Here is a 20,588-nt window from a genome sequence, read left to right as displayed (position 1 = left end):
GACACCCGTCCGGGGCAAGTCAATTCTTGCCGCACCGCTCATGCCATGAACTCGCGCCGGGCCGCCTTCCGACCCCGGCGCTGGTGCTTGGAGGCCGTGATGCCGACAGCGCGTGACTCCTTACTGAACGCGGCGTTGTCCGCGCTCGACGTACGGGCCTGGAGCTCGGTCCGCATGGTCGACGTGGCCGCCGCGGCTGGGGTCTCCCGGCAGACGCTCTACAACGAGTTCGGCACCAAGGAGGGGCTCGCCCGGGCCCTGGCCCGCCGGGAGACCGACGACTTCCTCGCCGGTGTCGACCAGGCGCTGGCCGCCGCCAGGCAGCATGACGCGGACCCCGCCGACTGCCTGGCCGCCGCCACCGCCTGGACGCTGCGCACCGCACGCCGCAGCCCGCTGGTGCGTGCCGCCATCACCGGCTGCCGCACCGACCGGCTGCCGACCGCCGTCCAGCCCCCGGCCGGTGAGCTGGCCCGGACGTTACGGGACCGGGTGGCCGCCGTACTGGGCCCCGAACGCGGCGGATGGGTGTACGAGGCGGCGGTGCGGCTCGCGGTGTCCTACGTGGTGGCGCCCGCGACCACGGACGAGGACGCCTGTGCGCAGGTGGCGCGGCTCGTCCGGGGTCTGAGCGAGGTCACTTGAGCCAGCCGACCCTGGTGTAGTCGGTGATGTTCTGCAGGCCGAACGCGCCGTAGTTGGCCAGGCCCTTGCGGACGGCGGCGATCTGCGGGCGCTGGTAGAGCTCTATCGAGTGGCCGAGCCGCCACACCTGCGCGTCCGCCTGGTTGTAGAGGCTGATCGCCTTGTTCCGGTCGGTGGTCCGGCCCGCCTGGGTGAGCAGCGCGTCGATCTGCGGGGAGCCGACCGAGCCGAAGTTCTGGAAGAGGTTCCGGCCCTGCGGCTGCCGGAAGACGGAGTACGCCATGGACAGGTAGAGCAGGTCGACGTTGCGGAAACTCGCCAGGTCGAAGTTGCCCAGATCGACGTACTGGTTGAAGTAGTCGTTCATCGGCACCTTCTGGATGTCCACCTTGATTCCCACCTGGCCGAGCATCTGCTGGACCAACTGGGCCTGGTCGACCTGCGACTGGTTGCCGCCCGAACTCAGCACGTATCCGAGTTCCAGTGGTTTGCCGTCCTTGGTGCGCGGCTTTCCGGCGCCGTTGTCCTGCCAACCCGCCTGGTCCAGCAGCTTCTTCGCGCGCTCCGGGTCGTACTTGCCGTAGATTCCGGAATTGTCCTGGTAGCCCTTCTGGTTGGGCATGAAGAAGTGGTTGCCCAACTCGGATATCCGGTAAGGGATGTCGGCGCCGTACGCGTCGGTGATCGCCTGGCGGTTCACGGCAGCCTCCACCGCGTTGCGCACCCTGACGTCCTTGAGCGGGCCGCGGCCGCCGTTGAGGGTGATGTGCACCTCGTCCCAGCGCGAGCCGGTGCGGATCGCGGCGTCCGGGTCCTTCGCCAACCGCCGGTAGTCCTCGGGGAGTTCCGCGGGCGCCTCGTCCGTTTCCTTGTTGAGGAAGGCGTCGGTCATCGCGGACTCGTCCAGCACCCGGTAGATGAGCGCGTCCAACTTCGGTCTGGTGCCCCACCAGTTGGGGTCGGGGACCAGGGTGATGGTCTGCCCGGTCTTGTCGTACCTGGCGATCTTGAAGGCGCCCGCGCTGATCGGCACATGCTCCAGCCAGCCCTTGTTGAACTGGTCGGGCGTGGAATAGGCCGCCGCTGGGAAAAGCGGCACGAAAAGCCGCTGCCAGTCCGCGTAGGGCTGTTTGAAGGTGATCCTCACCTGGTGGGCGTCCGCGCCCTGGGACACATCGCTGATCTGGTCGTAGCCGGAGGTGTCGTCCGCCTCGTAGGCGCTGTCGGTGCCGTTCAGCGCTCTCCACTGGGCCTGGAAGTCCAGCCAGCTCAGCGGTTTTCCGTCGGACCACTTCGCGCGCGGATTCAGTTCGTAGGTGACCACCTGCGGGCTGTCGGAGGTGACGGCGGCGGAGACCAGGTAGTCCGGGTCGGTGTGGGCCTCGCCCCGCGCGTCGGTGCGGAACAGCACCGGCTCGACGTCCTCGGTCAGCTCCTGGGCGTCGCCGTCCTGGCCGTCCGGGGTGTTGAAGTTGTACTGGCTGATCCACTGCTGGATGGGGACCTTCAGGGTTCCGCCCTGTCTGAGGTCGCTCAGCGGATGGGCGTCGATCTCCTGGCTGCCGACCGGCGGCGCCTGTTTCTTCGCGGCCGGTTCACCACCGGACGATCCACAGCCGCTCACCACCAGGGTCGCCGAGACGGTGGCCGCGATGGCGAGGGCGATGGATCTGCGCATGTCGTCCATTCCTTTGTCCGGGCGCGGCCGGACGGCCGCGGAACTGGGCAGACCGTAAAACGCCTCCCATGACTGGCGGGAGGCATCGCCGAACATTGTCATGCGCCCTTCACAGAGCCGCAATGGGGCGCGATCATCATGGTCGTCGAGCACCACAACCAGGGGGAGGACGACGACCGTTGGGGGCCTATCTGGCCAAGCGGCTCGGCTACTACGCCGTGCTGCTGCTGGCCGCCGTCTGCCTGTCCTATCTGCTGGCCTCGCTGGCGCTGGACCCGCGCGCGTACTTCGCGGGACGCCAGCCGCCGATCTCCCCGGCCGCCGTCGACCACCACCTCACCGTGATCGGCGTCAACGACCACCGGCCGCTGCTCGACCGGTTCTGGCACTGGGCCGGGCGCGCCGCCCACGGCGACCTGGGCCGGACCATCGACGACACCTCGGTGAACGCCGAGTTCGGACGGCGGCTCGGGGTGAGCCTGCGGCTGCTGCTGATCGGCACGCTGCTGGGGACGGCGCTCGGAGTCCTGGCCGGGGCGTGGACCGCGGTACGGCAGTACCGGCTCTCCGACCGGCTGGTGACCCTGGCCTCCTTCGCGCTGCTGTCAACCCCGGTGTTCCTGCTGGCTGTTCTGCTCAAGACCGGGGCGATCTGGTTCAACAACACCACCGGAACCGATCTGATCCAGTTCACCGGTGAGCAGAGCCCGGGACTGACCGGTGGGTTCGGGACCGTGCTCAAGGACCGGGCGGTCCACCTGCTGCTGCCGACCATCTCCATCGCCCTGTTCGCCATCGCCGGCTACAGCCGCTACCAGCGCAGCACCATGCTCGACGTGCTCGGCTCCGACTACCTGCGCACCGCGCGGGCCAAGGGACTCCGGCGGCGCAGCGCGCTGCTGCGGCACGGTCTGCGCACCGCGCTGATCCCGATGTCGACGTACTTCTCCTACGGCTTCCTCGCCCTGTTCACCGGCGCCACCTTCACCGAGACCATCTTCGGCTGGCACGGCATGGGCGAGTGGTTCATCAGCTCCATCAACAAGAACGACGTCAACTCGGTCGTCGCGGTCAACGTCTTCGCCGCCGTGGTGGTGCTGCTGTCCGGCTTTCTCGCCGATCTGCTGCACGCCGCGCTCGATCCGCGCGTCCGGCACGCCTGAGGAGCGCTCCCACGTGACCACCGCTGTCGTCGCCGACGCCGACGCCGTCGTCGAGAACCGTCCGGCCGGCCGGGCCTCCGTCGTCCTGCGGCACTTCCTGCGCAACCGCTCGGCACTGGCCGGGGCGGCGGTGCTGGTGCTGCTGTTCGTCCTGGCCTTCTGCGGTCCGCTGGCCTGCCACTGGAGCTACACGGACATCGACTACACCGCGCTGCGCCGGGGGCCGTCCGCGCGGCACTGGTGGGGTACGAACGGGATCGGCCAGGACGTCTTCGCGCAGACCGTGCGCGGTCTGCAGAAGTCGCTGCTGATCGGGCTGCTGGTGGCGGTCTTCTCCACCGCGCTGGCCTCGCTGGTGGGCGCCTGCGCGGGGTACTTCGGGGGGTGGACGGACCGGGCGCTGATGTTCCTGGTGGACCTGCTGCTGGTGTTCCCCAGCTTCCTGGTCATCGCGATCATCTCGCCCCGGTTGAAGGCGGGCGGCTGGATCGCCTTCGTCGGACTGCTCGCCGTCTTCGGCTGGATGATCACCGCGCGGGTGGTGCGGTCGATGACCCTCTCGCTGAAGGAGCGGGAGTTCGTAAGGGCCGCTCGATTCATGGGAGTCGGCCCGTTCCGGATCATCTGGCGGCATGTGCTGCCCAATGTGGCGTCGTTCCTGATCATCGACGCAACGATCGCGGTCGGCGGGGCGGTGATGAGTGAGACGGCGCTGTCGTACTTCGGCTTCGGCGTCCAGCCGCCGGACGTCTCGCTCGGCACGCTGATCGCCGACGGCACGGGCTCGGCGGTCACCTATCCGTGGATGTTCTTCTTCGCGGCCGGTCTGCTGGTGCTGTTCGTCCTGGCGGTGAACCTGGTCGGCGACGGCCTGCGCGACGCGTTCGATCCGACGGCGCGCCGCCGGACCGGCCGACGGGGGTGAGGGGTGGGGGCCTGCCCCGAGGGAGATTCACCTCAGCGCTATGAGGTGCGGTGCGGTAGACGGGAGTTGGGGCGGGTGGGCGGGGAGGACCCGGTGCTGCGGGTGCGGGATCTGCGGGTCGCGTTCGGCGGGGTGGACGCCGTGCGAGGCGTCCACCTGGAGCTGCGGCGCGGGGAGGTGCTGGGGCTGGTCGGGGAGTCGGGGTCCGGGAAGTCCACGATCGCGCTGGCCGTGCTGGGGCTGCTGCCGGACTCCGCCACCGTGAGCGGCTCGGTGCGACTCGACGGAGTCGAGTTGCGCGGGGCGGGGGACGCCGCCCTCTCCCGGTTGCGCGGCAACCGGATCGCCATGGTCTTCCAGGATCCGCTGTCCGCGTTCACCCCGGTGCACCGGATCGGCGACCAGATCGCCGAGACCATCCGCGCGCACCGCGACATCTCCCGCCGGGCCGCCAGGGAACGGGCGGTGGAACTGCTCGACCTGGTCGGCATCCCGGAACCACGCGCCCGCGCCGCCGCGTTCCCGCACGAGTTCTCCGGCGGCATGCGGCAGCGCGCGATGATCGCCATGGCGGTCGCCAACGAACCGGACGTGCTGCTCGCCGACGAGCCCACCACCGCCCTCGACGTGACGATCCAGGCCCAGGTGCTGGACGTGCTGCGCACCGCGCAACGTGCCACCGGCGCCGCGATGTTGCTGGTCAGCCATGACCTCGGGGTGATCGCCGGTACCGCCGACCGGGTCGCGGTGATGTACGCGGGGCGGATCGTGGAGACGGCCCCCGTGCACGAGTTGTTCGCGGCGCCCCGCATGCCGTACACCCTCGGCCTGATCGGTGCGGTGCCGCGGCTCGACGGCGGCACCGGTACCGGGATGCTGGTGCCGATCCCGGGCGCTCCGCCCGCCCCCGGAGCGCTTCCTTCCGGCTGTTCCTTCGCCCCCCGCTGCCCACTGGCCGACGATGTGTGCCGTGCCGCCGAACCCCCGTTGAGAAAGCTCGCGGACGACCACCTGGTGGCCTGCCGCAAGGCCGAAGAACTCCAAGGCGCCGCGCCCGCCGACGTGTTCCCGGTACCGGAAGTTCCGCGTACCCCGGCGGGGCCGGATGACCGGCCCGAGGTGCTGCGGGTGACCGGGCTGGTGAAGACCTTCCCGCTACTCAAGGGCGTGGCCTTCAAGCGCCGGGTGGGCAGCGTGTACGCCGTCGACGGGATCGACCTGCGGGTGCGGTGCGGCGAGACGCTGGCGCTGGTCGGTGAGTCCGGCTCGGGCAAGACCACCGCGCTCTTCGAGGTGTTGGGGCTCAGCGCGCCGGAGGGCGGCAGCATCGAGGTGCTGGGGCAGGACGTCGCCGGCCTCACCCGGCAGCAGGCCGCCGCACTGCGCGGCCGGACCCAGATCGTCTTCCAGGACCCGATGGCCAGCCTCGACCCGCGGATGACGGTGGCCGGGATCATCGCGGAGCCGCTGCTCGCGCGGGGCGTGGCACGGGCCGAAGCCGCCCGCAGGGTACCGGAGTTGCTACGCCAGGTCGGTCTTGAGCCCGGCCACGCGGACCGGTTCCCGCACGAGTTCTCCGGCGGCCAGCGGCAGCGCATCGGCATCGCCCGCGCGCTGTCCGTACGGCCCGACCTGGTCGTGCTCGACGAACCGGTCTCCGCGCTGGACGTCTCGGTGCAGGCCGGGGTGCTCAACCTGCTGCGGCGGTTGAAGGCCGAGTTGGGCCTCGCGTACCTGTTCGTCTCCCACGACCTGTCGGTGGTACGGAACATCGCCGACCGGGTCAGCGTGGTCTACCTCGGCCGGACCGTGGAGGCGGGCGCGGTACGGGAGGTCTTCGAGCGGCCCCTGCACCCGTACACCCAGGCCCTGTTGTCCGCCGTACCGCTGCCCGACCCGGGCGTGGAGCGCCGCCGTGCCCGGGTGCTGCTGGCCGGGGACCCGCCGAGCCCGACCCAGCGGCACACCGGCTGCCGCTTCCGCGCCCGCTGCCCGCTGCACGCGGAACTGGCCGAGGCCGACCGCGAGCGCTGCGTGCGCGAGGTGCCGCAGCCGGTGCCGCACGCGGACGACCATGTGGCAGCCTGCCACTTCGCGCGCCCGCGCGCGGTGCTCACAGCGGAAGCTTGAACCCGATGTGGCTGGCCTGGAAGCCCAACTTCTCGTAGAAACGGTGTGCGTCGAGCCGGGTGACGTCCGAGGTGAGCTGCACCAGCGCGCAGTGGTGCTCGCGGGCCCGGGCGACGCACCACTCGACGAGCCGGGAGCCGAGCCCGCTGCCCCGCTCGGTGCCGCCGATCCGTACCGCCTCGATCTGCGCCCGGGTGGCGCCCTTGCGGGAAAGCCCGGGCAGATACGTCAACTGGGCGGTGCCGACCACCTCTCCGGCCCGGTCGGCCACTACCAGCAACTGGTGCGGGTCGCCGTCGAGTTCGGCGAACGCCGCCTGGTACGGGCGCAGGTCGTCCGGGGACTCTCGGGTGGCACCGAGTTCGTCGTCGGCGAGCAGGGCCACGATCGAGGGGATGTCGTCGGCGGTGGCACGGCGAATGGTGATCTCGTCCATGGGGCGCATCCCATCATCCGCCGTGCGCTGGCGCACGCCTCGGGGCGCGGTCAGTGCGCCGAACCGGAGAGCTGGAGGCCCACCACGCCCACCAACACCAGGGCGATGGAGACCAGTTTGAGGGTGCTGACCAGGTCACCGAGGAAGACCATGCCGTAGATCGCGGTGCCCGCGCCGCCGATGCCGGTCCACACCGCGTACGCCGCGCCCACGTCCAGTTTCCTCAGCGACAGCGTCAGCAGGCCGAAGCTGCCCAGCGCGAAGCAGGCGAAGGCGACGGTGGGCCACAGCCGCGTGAAGCCGTGGGAGAGCTTGAGGCAGACCGCGAAGCCGGTCTCCAGCAGCCCGGCCACCACGACGAGCAGCCATGCCATAAGCGCGCCTCCCGTTCCGCACCATGTGCCCCGGACATACGTCCAGTCGATCATCACACATATGCCGCGGCGAAGCCGGTCGATCCGGCCGACCCGGTGCTACTGGGCCGACTCAGTCGCCCTCGCGGCGCTCCCGGGTGGCCAGCAGCCGGCGCAGCGAGTTCAGCCGGGCCGGTTCCGCGTGTCCGGCCGCCACCCAGGCGTCCAGGGCGCAGTCCGGTTCGTCGTGGCTGCACGCCCGCGGGCACTCCTCGGTACCCGGCTCCAGGTCGGGGAAGGCGTGGATCACCCGGGACGGATCCACGTGGTGCAGCCCGAAGGACCGCACGCCCGGGGTGTCGATCACCCAGCCGCCGATGTCGCCGGGCAGCGGCAGGGCGAGCGCGGAGGTGGTGGTGTGCCGGCCCCGACCGGTCACTGCGTTGACATCGCCCGTGGCCCGCGCGTACTCCGGAACCAGCGCGTTGACCAGCGTCGTCTTGCCGACCCCGCTGTGCCCGACGCACGCGGTGATCCGCCCGGCCAGCCGCTCGCGCACCTCCTCGGCCGCCGCGCCCTCCAACTCGTCGCGCCGGGTGACCACATAGCGGATGCCCAGCGGCGCGTAGGTCTCCAACAGCGGTTCCGCCGGGGCGAGATCGGACTTCGTCAGGATCAGCAGCGGTTCCAGACCGGCGTCGTAGGCCGCCACCAGACAGCGGTCGATCAGCCGGGGGCGCGGCTCGGGGTCGGCGAGGGCGGTGACGATCGCCAACTGGTCGGCGTTGGCCACCACCACCCGCTCGTACGGGTCGTCGTCGTCCGCCGTCCGGCGCAGCACCGAACTGCGCTCCCGCACCCGGACGATGCGGGCCAGGGTGTCCTTGTCGCCCGAGAGGTCACCGACGATGTCCACCCGGTCGCCCACCGCGACGCCCTTGCGGCCCAGTTCGCGGGCCTTCATCGCGGTGACCCGCCGGTCCTCGACCAGACACGTGATCCGGCCGCGGTCCACCGTGAGCACGAACCCCTCGGCCGCGTCCTCGTGCTTGGGGCGGATCCGGGTGCGCGGGCGGCTGCCCTTCCTGCCGGGACGTACCCGCACGTCCTCTTCGTCGGTGTCCTTGCCGTAGCGCCGCATGGCCGGGGGTCAGGCTCCTCTTTCGGCCAGCGCGTCGCCGCTGGCGGCGCGGGAGAGCATTCCGGTCCACAGCTGCGGGAAGTCCGGCAGCGTCTTGGCGGTGGTGGCCACGTTCTCCACCCGCACGTCCTCGACCACCAGGCCCAGCACCGCCGCGGCGGTGGCCAGCCGGTGGTCCTCGTAGGTGTGGAAGACCCCGCCGTGCAACGTGCGCGGACGGATCCGCAGACCGTCCTCGGTCTCGCTCACGTCGCCGCCCAGCTCGTTCAACTCCTTGGCCAGCGCGGCCAGTCGGTCCGTCTCGTGCAGCCGCAGGTGCGCGATGCCGCGCAGCACCGACTCGGAGTCGGCCAGCGCCGCGACCGCCGCGATCACCGGGGTCAGTTCGCCGACCTCGTGCAGGTCCGCGTCGATGCCCTGGATCCGGCCGCTGCCGGTGAAGGTCAGGCCGCGCTCGTCCAGGGTGTATGTGCCACCCATCCGGGTGAAGATCTCGCGCAGCGCGTCGCCGGGCTGGGTGGTGTGCGACGGCCAGTCCGGGACGGTCACCCGGCCGCCGGTGACCAGCGCGGCGGCCAGGAAGGGCGCGGCGTTGGACAGGTCGGGTTCGATGGTCAGGTCCCGGCCGAGCAGCGCGCTCGGGTCGACCCGCCAGACGTCGGGCTCGCCGCCGCCCTCCGGGGAGTCCACCTTGGCCCCGGCCAGCCGCAGCATGTCGACGGTCATCCGGATGTGCGGCAGCGACGGCAGGGTCGCCCCGGTGTGCCGCAGCTCCACGCCCTGGTTGAAGCGCGGGGCGGACAGCAGCAGGGCGCTGATGAACTGGGAGGACGAGGAGGCGTCGACGTCCACCCGGCCACCGGCCAGCGAGCCGCTGCCGAAGACGGTCAGCGGCAGGGCGCCGCGGCCCTCGTCGTCGATCCGGGCGCCGAGGGTGCGCAGCGCGTTGATCACGCCGTGCAGGGGGCGCTCATGGCTGCGGGGGTCACCGTCGAACATCACCGGACCGTCGGCCAGCGCCGCCACCGGCGGCAGGAAGCGCATCACCGTACCGGCGTTGCCGACGTCGACCCGCGCCGGGCCGTGCAGGCCGGCCGGGATGACCCGCCACGCCTCGCCCGCGGTGCTGGAGGCGCTGGACGAGACGACCTCCTCGATGCCGACGCCGAGGGCACGCAGTGCCTCTGCCATCAGAAGGGTGTCCCGACTGCGCAGCGGTCGGCGCAGCCAGCCGGGCTCGGAGGCCAGCGCGGCGAGTACCAGGGCGCGGTTGGTGACCGACTTGGATCCGGGCACGGTGACGATCGCGTCGACTGCGCCGGATGCGGTCGGTGCGGGCCAGTGGGCGGTGTCCGCGGGAATACCGGTCATGGGAAGCAACTCTAGTGGTTGCCCGAAGCGGAGAATCCTGATCAGACCAGGGGAAACCTGGGTGAAACAGAGACTTGGTATGAGCCTACGGGAGGCTGATCAGGAGCGCGCGGCACTGGGTGACGCCGGTCACGGGCAGAGCGACCCCGTTCACACCCCCAGCAGCCACCGGCCGCCACCGATCAGCGAGCACAGCGCCACCGCGTAGAACAGCACCAGCCACATCCCGGCCGGAACCGCGGTGAGCCGGGCCAACTGGTCCGCGTCCGAGTCCGGCGCACCGCCGCGCCGCCGCTTGCCCTGGAGTTCGAAGACCGGCCGCACCCCGCCCAGCAGCAGGAACCACACCGCCAGGTACCCGAACGCCGCCTGGGTACGGGCCCCGGTCAGCCAGGACACCAGGAAGAACGCGCCCCCGGCGAGTACCACCGTCAGCACCCCGTACGCGTTCCTGATCATCAGCAGCATCGCCGCCAGCAGCGCCACCGCCCCCCACAGCAGGGCCGTTATGTGTCCGGCGGCCAGCAGCCACGCGCCGCCGAGGCCCAGCAGCGACGGCGCCGTGTAGCCCGCGGCGGCGGTGAGCACCATGCCCAGGCCGTGCGGCTTGCCGCGGGAGACCGTCAGTCCCGAAGTGTCCGAGTGCAGTCGGATGCCCTCCAGGCGGCGGCCCATGAGCAGGGCCACCAGGCCGTGGCCGCCCTCGTGCGCGATGGTCACGGCGTTACGGGTGATGTGCCACACGTTGTGCGGGGCGACCGCGGCCAGCGCGACGACCCCGGTCAGCGCGACCAGCCAGACCGGCGGGTCGGGCTGGGTGCCGATGACCCGGTCCCATACGTCGGTGATGCTCTTGATGTCCATCGTTCTCCTGCGACGCGCGGCGGCGTCCCGCCGGTTCCCGGGCCGTTCCAGGGGCGACGAGCCGCGCCGGCGCATAGCTGACGAATACAGGGGCGCTTCAGTGCCTTCCTTTGCGGGCGGCGGTGGGCGCCGTGGCAGTGTTGCACTCATGTGCGGGCGATATGCGGCGAGCCGGAAACCCGAGGACCTGGTCGGGATCTTCGACGTGCGGAAGTGGGAGCCGACCGAGGCGCTGGAACCCAACTACAACATCGCGCCGACCGACACCGTCCACGCGGTGCTGGAACGGCCGGACAAGGGCTCCGCCTCACCGGTTCCGGTACGCCAACTCAGGCCGCTGCGCTGGGGACTCGTACCCTCCTGGGCCAGGTCACCGGAGGGCGCGGCGAAGCTGATCAACGCGCGGGCCGAGACGGTGCACGAGAAGCCCTCGTTCCGCGGCGCCTTCGCCGCCCGGCGCTGCCTGCTGCCCGCGGACGGCTACTTCGAGTGGGTCACCGGCACCGAGGAGCGGCAGTTGGAGGAGCGGGGGGTGCGCAAGCGCCCCCGCAAACAGCCGTACTTCGTCACCCCGGCCGACGGCTCGGTGCTGGCGATGGCGGGGCTGTACGAGTTCTGGCGGGACCGCACGCTGCCCGACGACCATCCGCGGGCGTGGTGGGTGACCTGCACGGTGGTCACCACGGCGGCGGAGACCGCACCGCTGGCCGGGGCCGAGGGCGGCGGCGGTCCGCGGTCGCTGGCCGACATCCACCCGCGGATGCCGCTGGCCCTGCCGCCGGACCGGTGGGACGCCTGGCTCGACCCGGCGATCACCGACATGGAGGTGCTGCGTGACCTGCTGGCGCCTCCGCCGCCTGGGATGATGCGGGCGTATCCGGTGACCACCGCGGTCAGCAACGTCCGCAACAGCGGCCCCGAACTGCTGGAGCCGCTGCCCGCCCCGGAAGAGGAGACGCTTTTTTGAGCACGTCGACGAGCACCTCGGAGCTGGTCGCCACCCCGGTCGGCGACGCCCGCGTGACCTGGCACCCCGCCGCCCGCCCGCACACCGTGCTGGCCCTGGGCCACGGCGCCGGGGGCGGCATCGAGGCCCGCGACCTGCGGGCACTGGCTGACGCGCTGCCGGCGCAGGGGGTCACCGTCGCCCTGGTGGAGCAGCCCTGGCGGGTGGCGGGCAAGAGGGTGGCGCCCGCGCCCAAGACCCTGGACGCGGCCTGGACGGCGCTGTGGCCCACGCTCACCCGGCCCGGCCTGCCGGTGATCGCGGGCGGCCGCAGTGCCGGGGCGCGCGTCGCCTGCCGTACGGCGGACGACCTGGGGGCGAAGGCGGTGCTGGCGCTGTCCTTTCCGCTGCATCCGCCGGGCAGGCCGGACAGCTCCCGGGCCGATGAGCTGCTGGCGGTCAAGGTGCCGGTGCTGGTCGTCCAGGGCGGACGCGATCCGTTCGGGCGGCCCGAGGAGTTCCCGCCCGGGGCCACCCCCGTCGAAGTCCCCCACGGCGACCACGGGTTCGCGGTGCCGAAGCGGGCCGACGTCGGTCAGGAGGAGGCCCTGGAGATCTTGACCTCGGCGGTCGCCGACTGGCTCCGCTAGCCCCGGCGAGTGCGTGCGTCCACCCGAAGCCCGGTCCGTCCGCCGGAATCGCGGAGGGGGGAATGACGGGGGCACCCTCCGTGTTGACCGAGTCGAGCGAACGTCGACGAGGAAGGCTGCCGAATGGGTTCAGTCGTATGCCAGGCCCGCGCGGAGGCCCCGTACCTGTCGTGGCCGCAGTGGGCGGCTGACGGGGGCGCGTCCGGCGGCCTGGGGTCGTCCGAGATATTCTCCGAATCGGGCGGTGCCGCGCAGCGCATCGCCACGGTGGCGGAGGAGGTGGGTCCGGTCACAGGGACCGAGAACGGCAATTCGGACGAGCAGCCGCAGCCACGTTCCGCTGAGTCGGAGGCGGTTTCCGAGTCGCCCGGAGAGCGCAGCGCGCGCTTCGAGCGGGACGCTCTTGCCTTCCTCGACCAGATGTACTCCGCCGGGTTGCGCATGACGCGCAACGCGGCCGATGCCGAGGACCTGGTGCAGGAGACCTACGCCAAGGCGTACGCGTCCTTCCACCAGTTCCGTGAGGGCACCAACCTGAAGGCCTGGCTCTACCGCATCCTCACCAACACCTTCATCAACTCCTACCGCAAGAAGCAGCGTGAGCCACAGCGCAGCGCCACGGAGGAGATCGAGGACTGGCAGCTCGCCCGCGCCGAGTCGCACATGTCGACCGGGCTGCGCTCCGCCGAGTCGCAGGCACTGGACCACCTGCCCGACTCGGACGTGAAGGCGGCGCTGCAGGCGATCCCGGAGGAGTTCCGGATCGCCGTGTATCTGGCTGATGTAGAGGGCTTTGCCTACAAGGAGATCGCCGACATCATGGGTACCCCCATCGGTACGGTGATGTCCCGGTTGCACCGCGGGCGGCGCCAACTGCGCGGTCTGCTGGAGGACTACGCGCGCGAGCGCGGGCTCGTACCTGCCGGTGCGGGCACTGTGGCGGGGGAGTCGCACGATCGGAAAGGCTCGGATACATGAGCTGCGGCAACCCGCACGAGACGGACTGCTCCGAGGTGTTGGACCACCTCTACGAGTACCTTGACAGCGAGATGTCCGAGGGGGACCGGCACAAGCTGGAGGAACACTTCGGAGAGTGCCATCCGTGCCTGGAGAAGTACGGCCTGGAGCAGGCCGTCAAGAAGCTGGTCAAGCGGTGCTGCGGGCATGACGACGTGCCCGGGGACCTGCGCTCGAAGGTGCTCACCAGGATCGAGCTGATCCGGTCCGGCGAGATCGGGCCGGTCACCGAGGCTCCGCTGGAGTCACCCTCCTCGGCGAAGTCCGTCGAGCCCGATCCGGGCCACCCGCAGACCACTTCATAGCCGTCAGGCTCGCCGCACCACTGCCACGGGCGCGGTCGGCCCTCGATGCCCGGTGTCCGGGCGGAGGGCCGACCGCGCCCGTTGTGCGCTGCCCTGGGGTGAACTCACCGGTAATGAGCGGCCTCTCACCACGACGTGGTTGGATGCGGACACGGGGAGGGTAGGGGCGGGGCGAGGAGGAGTGGTGGCCGTCGAAATCCAGGCGGAAATGGTGGCGAATGTATGGCAGGTTGTCGCTCAGGAAGGCGATGACGTGGTGGAGGGGGACACCGTGCTGGTCCTGGAGTCCATGAAGATGGAGATTCCGGTGCTCGCCGAGACGGCGGGCGTGGTCGCCGAGGTCAAGGTGGCCGAAGGCGACGTGGTGCAGGAAGGCGACGTACTGGCCGTGATCGCGTGACGGTCGGCGGCTGACACCGCCACCGCCGATCGCGCGGTCCACCCCCTTCGGCACCACCGCAACCCAGTGAGAAGCAGGACGAGTAACCGGCAGGCGGGAATCGTGAGGATCTTCGGCAGAGTGCGGCACCGGCCCTCCCCCACGTGGCGGCAGGCCACCGACCGCGCCTTCACGCTGATCGACGACGGGCGTTACGAGGACGCCGGCGCGTTGCTCACCCGCGCCGCCGACCTGGAGCCATGGCTACCGGAGTCCTGGTACAACCTGGCCCTGCTGCACAAGTTCCGGCACGACTGGGAGCAGGCGCGCGCCGCCGGGCTGCGCGCCGTGGCCCTGCTGGACCGTGACTCCGGTGCCCCCGATTGGTGGAACATCGGCATCGCCGCCACCGCCCTGCAGGACTGGCCGCTGGCCCGCCGCGCCTGGCAGGCGTACGGCCTGCGGATGCCCGCCACCGAGGCCGCGGCGCCCTCCGAGGCGCCGGTGCGCATGGCGCTGGGCAGCGCCGCGGTGCGGCTGTCGCCCGAGGGCGAGGCGGAGGTCGTGTGGGGCCGCAGGCTGGACCCGGCACGGCTTGAGGTGCTGAGCATCCCGCTGCCGTCCTCCGGACGGCGCTGGGGCGAGGTGGTGCTGCACGACGGCGTACCGCACGGCGAGCGGGTGGCGGCCGACGGCGGGGCCTTCCCGGTGTTCGACGAGATCGAGCTGTGGGCGCCCTCCCCGGTGCCGACCTGGCTGGTGCTGCTGGAGGCGGCCACCGAGGCCGACCGGGACGCGCTGGAACGATTGGCCGCCGACGCCGGGTACGCGGCCGAGGACTGGTCGTCCTCGGTGCGCCTGCTGTGCCGCACCTGCTCGGAGAGCAGGATGCCCACCGACGACGGCTCCGACGCCTCCCGGGACCCGCATGACAAGGGCGAACCCGGCCATCCCGGCCACCTGTCGCACCGCAGCCCGGGGGCGTTGTGGGTGCCCGAGCGGGAGTGCGGGATCGCCGCCCCGGCGGGGCTGGTGCGCGGCCTGCTGGAGAGCTGGGTGTCGGACAGCCCGGACACCCGGGACTGGCGGGATCTGGAAGAGGTCTGTTGATCACGCGGCGGAGGACCGCCGGCCCGTGACCGTACCCTTGACTGGCAGAACCGTCAGGATCAGGAAGGCGCAGCGCAGACCATGACCCAGCAGGACCAGGCCGAGCAGCGGTCGGAGTTCATCGACGACACCACGGACGCCGAGGCCCGGGAAGCGGCTCACCGCGAGCGCGGCACCGTACGGCCGATCACCGTGGTCGGCAACCCCGTGCTGCACAAGCCGTGCCGGACGGTGACCGAGTTCGACGACAAGCTCGCCGCGCTCATCGACGACATGTTCGCCAGCCAGCGGGCGGCCGAGGGCGTCGGCCTCGCCGCCAACCAGATCGGTGTGGACCTGCGGGTCTTCGTCTACGACTGCCCGGACGACGACGGCGTGCGGCACGTCGGCCACGTCGTCAACCCGGTCGTCGAGGAACTCCCGGCGGAGCGGCGGGTGTTGGACGACTCCAACGAGGGCTGCCTGTCCGTCCCCGGCGCCTACATGGAACTGGTCCGCCCCGACTACGCGGTGGTGCGCGGCCAGGACCTGCACGGCAACCCAATCGCCGTGGAGGGCTCTGGCTACTTCGCCCGCTGCCTCCAGCACGAGACCGACCACCTGAACGGCTACCTGTACATCGACCGCCTCTCCAAGCGCGAACGCAAGGACGTGCTCCGGCAGATGGCGGAGGGCACCCCCAAGTACCAGACGGTGCCCAACGACTGACGGGGACGGCCGCCGCCACCCAATGGGGTGATCCGTGGTTCACGCGCACGTCAGGGGCATGGATCCGGCGTAGCTTTTTCGCGTCGCAGCGGTGAGGCGACTCGCGAGCAGCGGCGGTCATGGCCGCACGGACCTGGGGGGTACGCAGCCCATGACCAGTTGTCCCGGCGAGGAGTTACGGTCGTCGTTCGACGAGGTCTTCTGCGCGTTGCTGCCCCGGCTGTACCGCAGGGCGGTGCTGCTGGCCGGGGCGCACGCGGCGGAGGACGCGGTCCACGAGGCATACCTCAAACTCGTCGGCAGGCCCCAGCGGTTCCTGTCCCATCCGGAGCCCTACGCCTACGCGTTCAGCACTCTGATGAGCGTGGTGCGCGACGGCTACCGGCGCAGCGGCAGGCAGGTGCTGGTGGCGGAGCCGAAGGAGTCCGGCACCGATGGCTGGGACGGCGGGCTGGAGGAGCGGACCGCCGAGATCGAGGCGATCCGCCTGCTGGGCCGGTTGACGGTTCGGCAGGCGGGCGTCGTCATACTCATCGACCTGGACGGGTACACCATTGACCAGGCGGCTGAGGCGCTGAAGCTGCACCGCGGGACCGTCTCCCGGTCCCGCGCGCGGGCGTTGGACAAGCTACGGCGCCTGCTGGCGGACAACCAGTCGTGAGCCGAAGGCCGGGAGGACCCATGAGCCGCAGGACAGCGCACGAGGAAGTCGCGGCGGCCTTACGGGACCGCCTGCGCGCCGCCGACGACGGGATCGTCCCGCCGCCCGGGCTGTGGGAGCGGATCCAGACGCCGCCCGCCATGGCTCCCGCCCGCCAACCCGGGCGCCGACGGCGGGCGTTGTACGCGGCCGTGTCGGCGGCGGCCATCGTGGCGGCCGTCGCGCTGATCGCCGTGGGGGCATGGTGGCTGGGCCGCCCCGGCCAGTCACCGCCCGCCGTACCGGTGCCCACGGCGACGCTCACCGTCTACAACGCCGAGACGCCGTGCCAGCCGCTGCGCACCATGGAGTGCGCACTGCGTCTGGCCCGTGACCCCTACGAGCCCTACGCCTCCGCCGGCAACTCGGCGGGCAAGGTGTGGCACGGGGACCGGCTGGCCGCGATCTGCGTCGTCATCGACGGCACCCTGGTACAGGACGAGAGCGGCATCACCTCGGCCCGCTGGTACCTGGTGAGCACGCCGGACGGAACCCATGGCTGGCTGCCCGGCGTACGCACCCGCAACACCACCGACATCGGCACCTGCACCGCGAGCGAGGCCCGCATCCGCTAGGCGGACACGGGCCTCGCAAGGGAACTCAGAACTCGTCGTCGAACGACACCGAGCCCTCCACCGCCACCTGGTAGGCGGAGGCGCGGCGCTCGAAGAAGTTCGTCAGCTCCTGCACGTTCTGCAACTCCATGAAGGAGAACGGGTTCTGCGAGCCGTAGCGGACCGGCAGGCCGAGCCGGGCCAGCCGCTGGTCGGCGACGCACTGCAGGTACTCGCGCATGGACTCGGTGTTCATACCGGGCAGCCCGTCCCCGCACAGGTCGCGGGCGAACTGCAACTCCGCCTCCACCGCCTCTTCCAGCATCGCGGTGACCTGCTTGCCCATGTCCTCGTCGAACAGGTCCGGCTCCTCACGCCGTACCGTGTCCACCACCTGGAAGGCGAAGTCCATGTGCATCGACTCGTCGCGGAACACCCAGTTGGTGCCGGTCGCCAGGCCGTGCAGCAGGCCGCGGGAGCGGAACCAGTAGACGTAGGCGAAGGCGCCGTAGAAGAACAGGCCCTCGATGCAGGCCGCGAAGCAGATCAGGTTGAGCAGGAAGCGGCGGCGGTCCTCCTTGGAGCGCAGCCGGTCGATCTCCTCGACCGAGTCCATCCACTTGAAGCAGAACTGCGCCTTCTCGCGGATCGACGGGATGTTCTCCACGGCGGCGAAGGCCGCCACCCGGTCGTCGTGGTCCGGAAGGTAGGTGTCCAGCAGGGTCAGGTAGAACTGGACGTGCACCGCCTCCTCGAACAGCTGGCGCGACAGGTACAGCCGTGCCTCGGGGGAGTTGATGTGCTTGTAGAGCGTCAGCACCAGGTTGTTGGCGACGATGGAGTCACCGGTGGCGAAGAACGCCACCAGGCGGCTGATCAGGTGCTGCTCTCCGGGGGAGAGCTTGGCGAGGTCGGCGACGTCGGAGTGGAGGTCGACCTCCTCCACCGTCCAGGTGTTCTTGATGGCGTTGCGGTAGTGCTCGTAGAAGTCCGGGTAGCGCATGGGGCGCAGGGTGAGTTCGAAGCCCGGATCCAGCAGGTTCTTGACGGTTTCTTCGGACGGCATCACTGACAGGCCTCGCAGGACTCGGGGTTCTCCAGGGAGCAGGCGACCGCCTCCTCGGCGGTCGGCTGGGCGGGGACGCTCTGCGCGGCCCCCGACGCGGCGCGGGCGATCCTGGTCGCCGGGCGCGAGCGCAGGTAGTACGTGGTCTTCAGGCCGCTCTTCCAGGCGTAGGCGTACATCGAGCTGAGCTTGCCGATGGTGGGCGCGGCCATGAACAGGTTGAGCGACTGGCTCTGGTCCAGGTACGCGGTACGAGCAGCGGCCATGTCGATCAGCGCGCGCTGCGGGATCTCCCAGGCGGTGCGGTACAGCGTCCGCACGTCCTCGGGGAGCCAACCGAAGTCCTGCACCGAGCCGTTGGACTCGCGCAGCGCCTCGCGGGTGGCGCCGTCCCACACGCCCAGCTTCTTCAGCTCCGCCACCAGGTAGGAGTTGACCTGGAGGAACTCGCCGCTGAGCGTCTCGCGCTTGAACAGGTTGGACACCTGCGGCTCGATGCACTCGTAGACGCCCGCGATCGAGGCGATGGTCGCGGTCGGCGCGATCGCCAGCAGCAGCGAGTTGCGCATGCCGGAGCGGGCCACCCGGGCGCGCAGTTCGGCCCAGCGCTCCGGCCAGCGCTCGGTGGTGTCGTAGTGGTCGGGGTGGAGCACACCGCGGGCGGCGCGGGTCTCGGACCAGGCCGGGTGCGGGCCGTGCCGCTCGGCGAGCACGCAGGACTGCTCGTAGGCGGCGAGCATGATCCGCTCGGCGATCCGGGTCGACAGCTCCTTGGCCTGCGGGGAGTCGAACGGCAGCCGCAGCGCGAAGAACACGTCCTGCAGGCCCATCACGCCCAACCCCACCGGGCGCCAGCGCTGGTTGGAGGCGGCGGCCTGCTCGGTCGGGTAGAAGTTGATGTCCACCACCCGGTCCAGGAAGGTCACCGCGGTGCGCACGGTGGCGTCCAGCCGCTCCCAGTCCATCTCGCCGTTCGCGCCGAGGTGGGCGCCCAGGTTGACCGAACCCAGGTTGCACACGGCGGTCTCGCCGTCGTCCGTGACTTCCAGGATCTCGGTGCACAGGTTGGAGGAGTGCACCACCCGGCCGGGCTCCGCGGTCTGGTTGGCGGTGCGGTTGGAGGCGTCCTTGAACGTCATCCAGCCGTTGCCGGTCTGCGCGAGGGTGCGCATCATCCGGGCGTACAGCTGGCGCGCCGGTACCCGCCGGACGTACCGGCCCTTGGCCTCGGCCGCCCGGTAGGCGGCGTCGAACTCCTCGCCCCACAGGTCGACCAGCTCGGGTACGTCGGAGGGGGAGAACAGCGACCACTCGGCGTCCGCCTCGACCCGGCGCATGAACTCGTCCGGGATCCAGTGCGCGAGGTTGAGGTTGTGGGTACGGCGGGCGTCCTCACCGGTGTTGTCCCGCAGTTCGAGGAACTCCTCGATGTCCGCGTGCCAGGTCTCCAGGTAGACGCAGGCCGCGCCCTTGCGCCGACCGCCCTGGTTGACCGCGGCGACCGAGGAGTCCAGGGTGCGCAGGAACGGCACGATGCCGTTGGAGTGTCCGTTGGTGCCGCGGATCAGCGAACCGCGGGAGCGGATGCGGGAGTACGGCAGGCCGATGCCGCCCGCGTGCTTGGAGAGCCGGGCGACCTGGTGGTAGCGCTGGTAGATCGAGTCCAGCTCGTCCAGCGGGGAGTCCAGCAGGTAGCAGGACGACATCTGCGGGTGCCGGGTACCGGAGTTGAACAGTGTCGGCGAGCTGGGCAGGTAGTCCAGGCGGCTCATCAGCCCGTAGAGCGCGGCGACGTCGGCCAGTGCCTCCTGCGACCCGTCCTCGGCCAGCCCGCAGGCGACGCGCAGCATGAAGTGCTGCGGGGTCTCGATGACCTGCCGGGTGATGGGGTGCCGCAGCAGATAGCGGCTGTGCAGGGTGCGCAGCCCGAAGTAGCCGAAGCGGTCGTCGCCCTCCGCGTCGACCAGCGCGTCCAGCCGGGCGCCGTGGGCGAGTACGAACTCGGCGGTGCCGTCGGCGATCAGGCCCTCGCGGTGCCCCACGGCGATCGACTCGGTGAACGTGGTGACACCCTGGCCCGCCGCCTCCTCGGTGATCGCCCGGGCCAGCAGCCGGGCCGCCAGGCGGCTGTACTGCGGGTCCTCGGAGATCAGCCCGGCGGCCGCCTCGGTGGCCAGGGCGCGCAGCTCCGCCTCGTCGGATCCGGCGTGCCGTCCGCGCAGCGCGGCGGCGGCCACCCGTCCGGGGGCGGTGTCCGGGAGATCGGCGGTCAACTCCGTCAGGGTGCGGAGCAGTTCCGTGCCTGGTTCGGCCTCGGAGCCAGAGGCGATGGCTGACTCGGGGTCTGCGGGCGCGATGGTCACGGTGGTCTCTCTCCCTCGTAGGCGGCGGCGACGCGAGAGGAGCGCGGGCGCGCACGGGCAGCCCGCACCGACCGGCCAGGGGCA

The 20,588-nt window shown here is 71.1% G+C and carries 21 protein-coding genes; 13 read left to right on the top strand and 8 right to left on the bottom strand.

The window, feature by feature from the left end; genetic code table 11:
• The first annotated feature begins 99 nt into the window (after positions 1-99).
• The gene (locus O5O46_RS01240; protein ID WP_269853287.1) at positions 100-645 is read left to right on the top strand and encodes a TetR/AcrR family transcriptional regulator; all 546 of its coding nucleotides are present in this window, start codon (positions 100-102) and stop codon (positions 643-645) included.
• On the opposite strand, the gene O5O46_RS01235 is transcribed toward O5O46_RS01240, so the two are convergent.
• Complete coding sequence (locus tag O5O46_RS01235) at positions 638-2,323, bottom strand: ABC transporter family substrate-binding protein (RefSeq protein WP_269853286.1); 1,686 nt, start codon at positions 2,321-2,323, stop codon at positions 638-640. The two genes, O5O46_RS01240 and O5O46_RS01235, sit on opposite strands and share 8 nt — an antisense overlap.
• A 179-nt stretch (positions 2,324-2,502) precedes the next feature.
• Between O5O46_RS01235 and O5O46_RS01230 the strand changes: the two genes are divergently transcribed.
• From O5O46_RS01230 to O5O46_RS01220, 3 genes are all read left to right on the top strand, one after another.
• Entirely contained in the window at positions 2,503-3,486 is a 984-nt protein-coding gene (locus O5O46_RS01230) for an ABC transporter permease (RefSeq protein WP_269853285.1), read from the top strand.
• A 13-nt stretch (positions 3,487-3,499) separates the two neighbouring features.
• Positions 3,500-4,411 (top strand): ABC transporter permease, encoded by a 912-nt coding sequence (locus tag O5O46_RS01225; RefSeq protein ID WP_269853284.1) that lies wholly within the window; start codon positions 3,500-3,502, stop codon positions 4,409-4,411.
• Positions 4,412-4,486: 75 nt separating this feature from the next.
• Positions 4,487-6,541 carry a dipeptide ABC transporter ATP-binding protein gene (locus tag O5O46_RS01220; protein WP_269853283.1) on the top strand — a complete coding sequence of 685 codons (2,055 nt, stop codon included), beginning with the start codon at positions 4,487-4,489 and terminating at the stop codon, positions 6,539-6,541.
• Here O5O46_RS01220 and O5O46_RS01215 read toward each other — a convergent pair.
• From O5O46_RS01215 to O5O46_RS01195, 5 genes are all read right to left on the bottom strand, one after another.
• Entirely contained in the window at positions 6,525-6,977 is a 453-nt protein-coding gene (locus tag O5O46_RS01215) for a GNAT family N-acetyltransferase (RefSeq protein ID WP_269853282.1), read from the bottom strand. The genes O5O46_RS01220 and O5O46_RS01215 overlap by 17 nt on opposite strands.
• A gap of 50 nt (positions 6,978-7,027) precedes the next feature.
• Entirely contained in the window at positions 7,028-7,351 is a 324-nt protein-coding gene (locus O5O46_RS01210) for a DMT family transporter (RefSeq protein ID WP_269853281.1), read from the bottom strand.
• Positions 7,352-7,463: 112 nt separating this feature from the next.
• On the bottom strand, positions 7,464-8,471 hold the full coding sequence (rsgA, locus tag O5O46_RS01205; protein WP_269853280.1) for a ribosome small subunit-dependent GTPase A: 1,008 nt from the start codon (positions 8,469-8,471) through the stop codon (positions 7,464-7,466).
• 9 nt (positions 8,472-8,480) lie between these two features.
• On the bottom strand, positions 8,481-9,842 hold the full coding sequence (gene aroA, locus O5O46_RS01200; RefSeq protein ID WP_269853279.1) for a 3-phosphoshikimate 1-carboxyvinyltransferase: 1,362 nt from the start codon (positions 9,840-9,842) through the stop codon (positions 8,481-8,483).
• Positions 9,843-9,992: 150 nt separating this feature from the next.
• Positions 9,993-10,706: a M50 family metallopeptidase gene (locus tag O5O46_RS01195; RefSeq protein WP_269853278.1), complete on the bottom strand. Its 714-nt coding sequence runs from the start codon at positions 10,704-10,706 to the stop codon at positions 9,993-9,995.
• A 148-nt stretch (positions 10,707-10,854) separates the two neighbouring features.
• Between O5O46_RS01195 and O5O46_RS01190 the strand changes: the two genes are divergently transcribed.
• From O5O46_RS01190 to O5O46_RS01150, 9 genes are all read left to right on the top strand, one after another.
• Entirely contained in the window at positions 10,855-11,673 is an 819-nt protein-coding gene (locus O5O46_RS01190; RefSeq protein ID WP_269853277.1) for an SOS response-associated peptidase, read from the top strand.
• On the top strand, positions 11,670-12,302 hold the full coding sequence (locus O5O46_RS01185; RefSeq protein WP_269853276.1) for an alpha/beta hydrolase family protein: 633 nt from the start codon (positions 11,670-11,672) through the stop codon (positions 12,300-12,302). The genes O5O46_RS01190 and O5O46_RS01185 overlap by 4 nt, the downstream gene beginning before the upstream one ends.
• 123 nt (positions 12,303-12,425) lie before the next feature.
• A complete protein-coding gene (locus O5O46_RS01180; RefSeq protein WP_269853275.1) occupies positions 12,426-13,280 on the top strand; it encodes a sigma-70 family RNA polymerase sigma factor in 855 nt (284 codons plus the stop codon).
• On the top strand, positions 13,277-13,624 hold the full coding sequence (rsrA, locus tag O5O46_RS01175; RefSeq protein ID WP_269853274.1) for a mycothiol system anti-sigma-R factor: 348 nt from the start codon (positions 13,277-13,279) through the stop codon (positions 13,622-13,624). Before O5O46_RS01180 ends, rsrA begins: the two co-directional genes overlap by 4 nt.
• A 184-nt stretch (positions 13,625-13,808) precedes the next feature.
• Positions 13,809-14,024 carry a biotin/lipoyl-binding carrier protein gene (locus tag O5O46_RS01170; protein WP_269853273.1) on the top strand — a complete coding sequence of 72 codons (216 nt, stop codon included), beginning with the start codon at positions 13,809-13,811 and terminating at the stop codon, positions 14,022-14,024.
• Positions 14,025-14,126: 102 nt separating this feature from the next.
• Entirely contained in the window at positions 14,127-15,113 is a 987-nt protein-coding gene (locus tag O5O46_RS01165; protein WP_269853272.1) for a tetratricopeptide repeat protein, read from the top strand.
• An 81-nt stretch (positions 15,114-15,194) separates the two neighbouring features.
• Positions 15,195-15,821 (top strand): peptide deformylase, encoded by a 627-nt coding sequence (def, locus tag O5O46_RS01160; RefSeq protein WP_269853271.1) that lies wholly within the window; start codon positions 15,195-15,197, stop codon positions 15,819-15,821.
• A gap of 151 nt (positions 15,822-15,972) precedes the next feature.
• Positions 15,973-16,482 carry an RNA polymerase sigma factor gene (locus tag O5O46_RS01155; RefSeq protein WP_269853270.1) on the top strand — a complete coding sequence of 170 codons (510 nt, stop codon included), beginning with the start codon at positions 15,973-15,975 and terminating at the stop codon, positions 16,480-16,482.
• Positions 16,483-16,502: 20 nt separating this feature from the next.
• Positions 16,503-17,096 carry a hypothetical protein gene (locus tag O5O46_RS01150; RefSeq protein ID WP_269853269.1) on the top strand — a complete coding sequence of 198 codons (594 nt, stop codon included), beginning with the start codon at positions 16,503-16,505 and terminating at the stop codon, positions 17,094-17,096.
• A gap of 25 nt (positions 17,097-17,121) precedes the next feature.
• Here the strand turns inward: O5O46_RS01150 and O5O46_RS01145 are convergent, their stop codons facing one another.
• Positions 17,122-18,141, bottom strand: a complete 1,020-nt coding sequence (locus O5O46_RS01145) for a ribonucleotide-diphosphate reductase subunit beta (RefSeq protein WP_269853268.1) — start codon at positions 18,139-18,141, stop codon at positions 17,122-17,124.
• Positions 18,141-20,504 carry a ribonucleoside-diphosphate reductase subunit alpha gene (locus O5O46_RS01140; protein ID WP_269853267.1) on the bottom strand — a complete coding sequence of 788 codons (2,364 nt, stop codon included), beginning with the start codon at positions 20,502-20,504 and terminating at the stop codon, positions 18,141-18,143. The genes O5O46_RS01145 and O5O46_RS01140 overlap by 1 nt, the downstream gene beginning before the upstream one ends.
• Between the last annotated feature and the right edge of the window lie 84 nt (positions 20,505-20,588).

Origin of the sequence: Streptomyces sp. RPT161 (genome assembly GCF_027533845.1) — a bacterium.
GTDB classification, from domain to species: domain Bacteria; phylum Actinomycetota; class Actinomycetes; order Streptomycetales; family Streptomycetaceae; genus Streptantibioticus_A; species Streptantibioticus_A silvisoli_A.
Note: the sequence above shows the minus strand (reverse complement) of the source record. Positions and strands in the feature narration are given on the sequence as shown.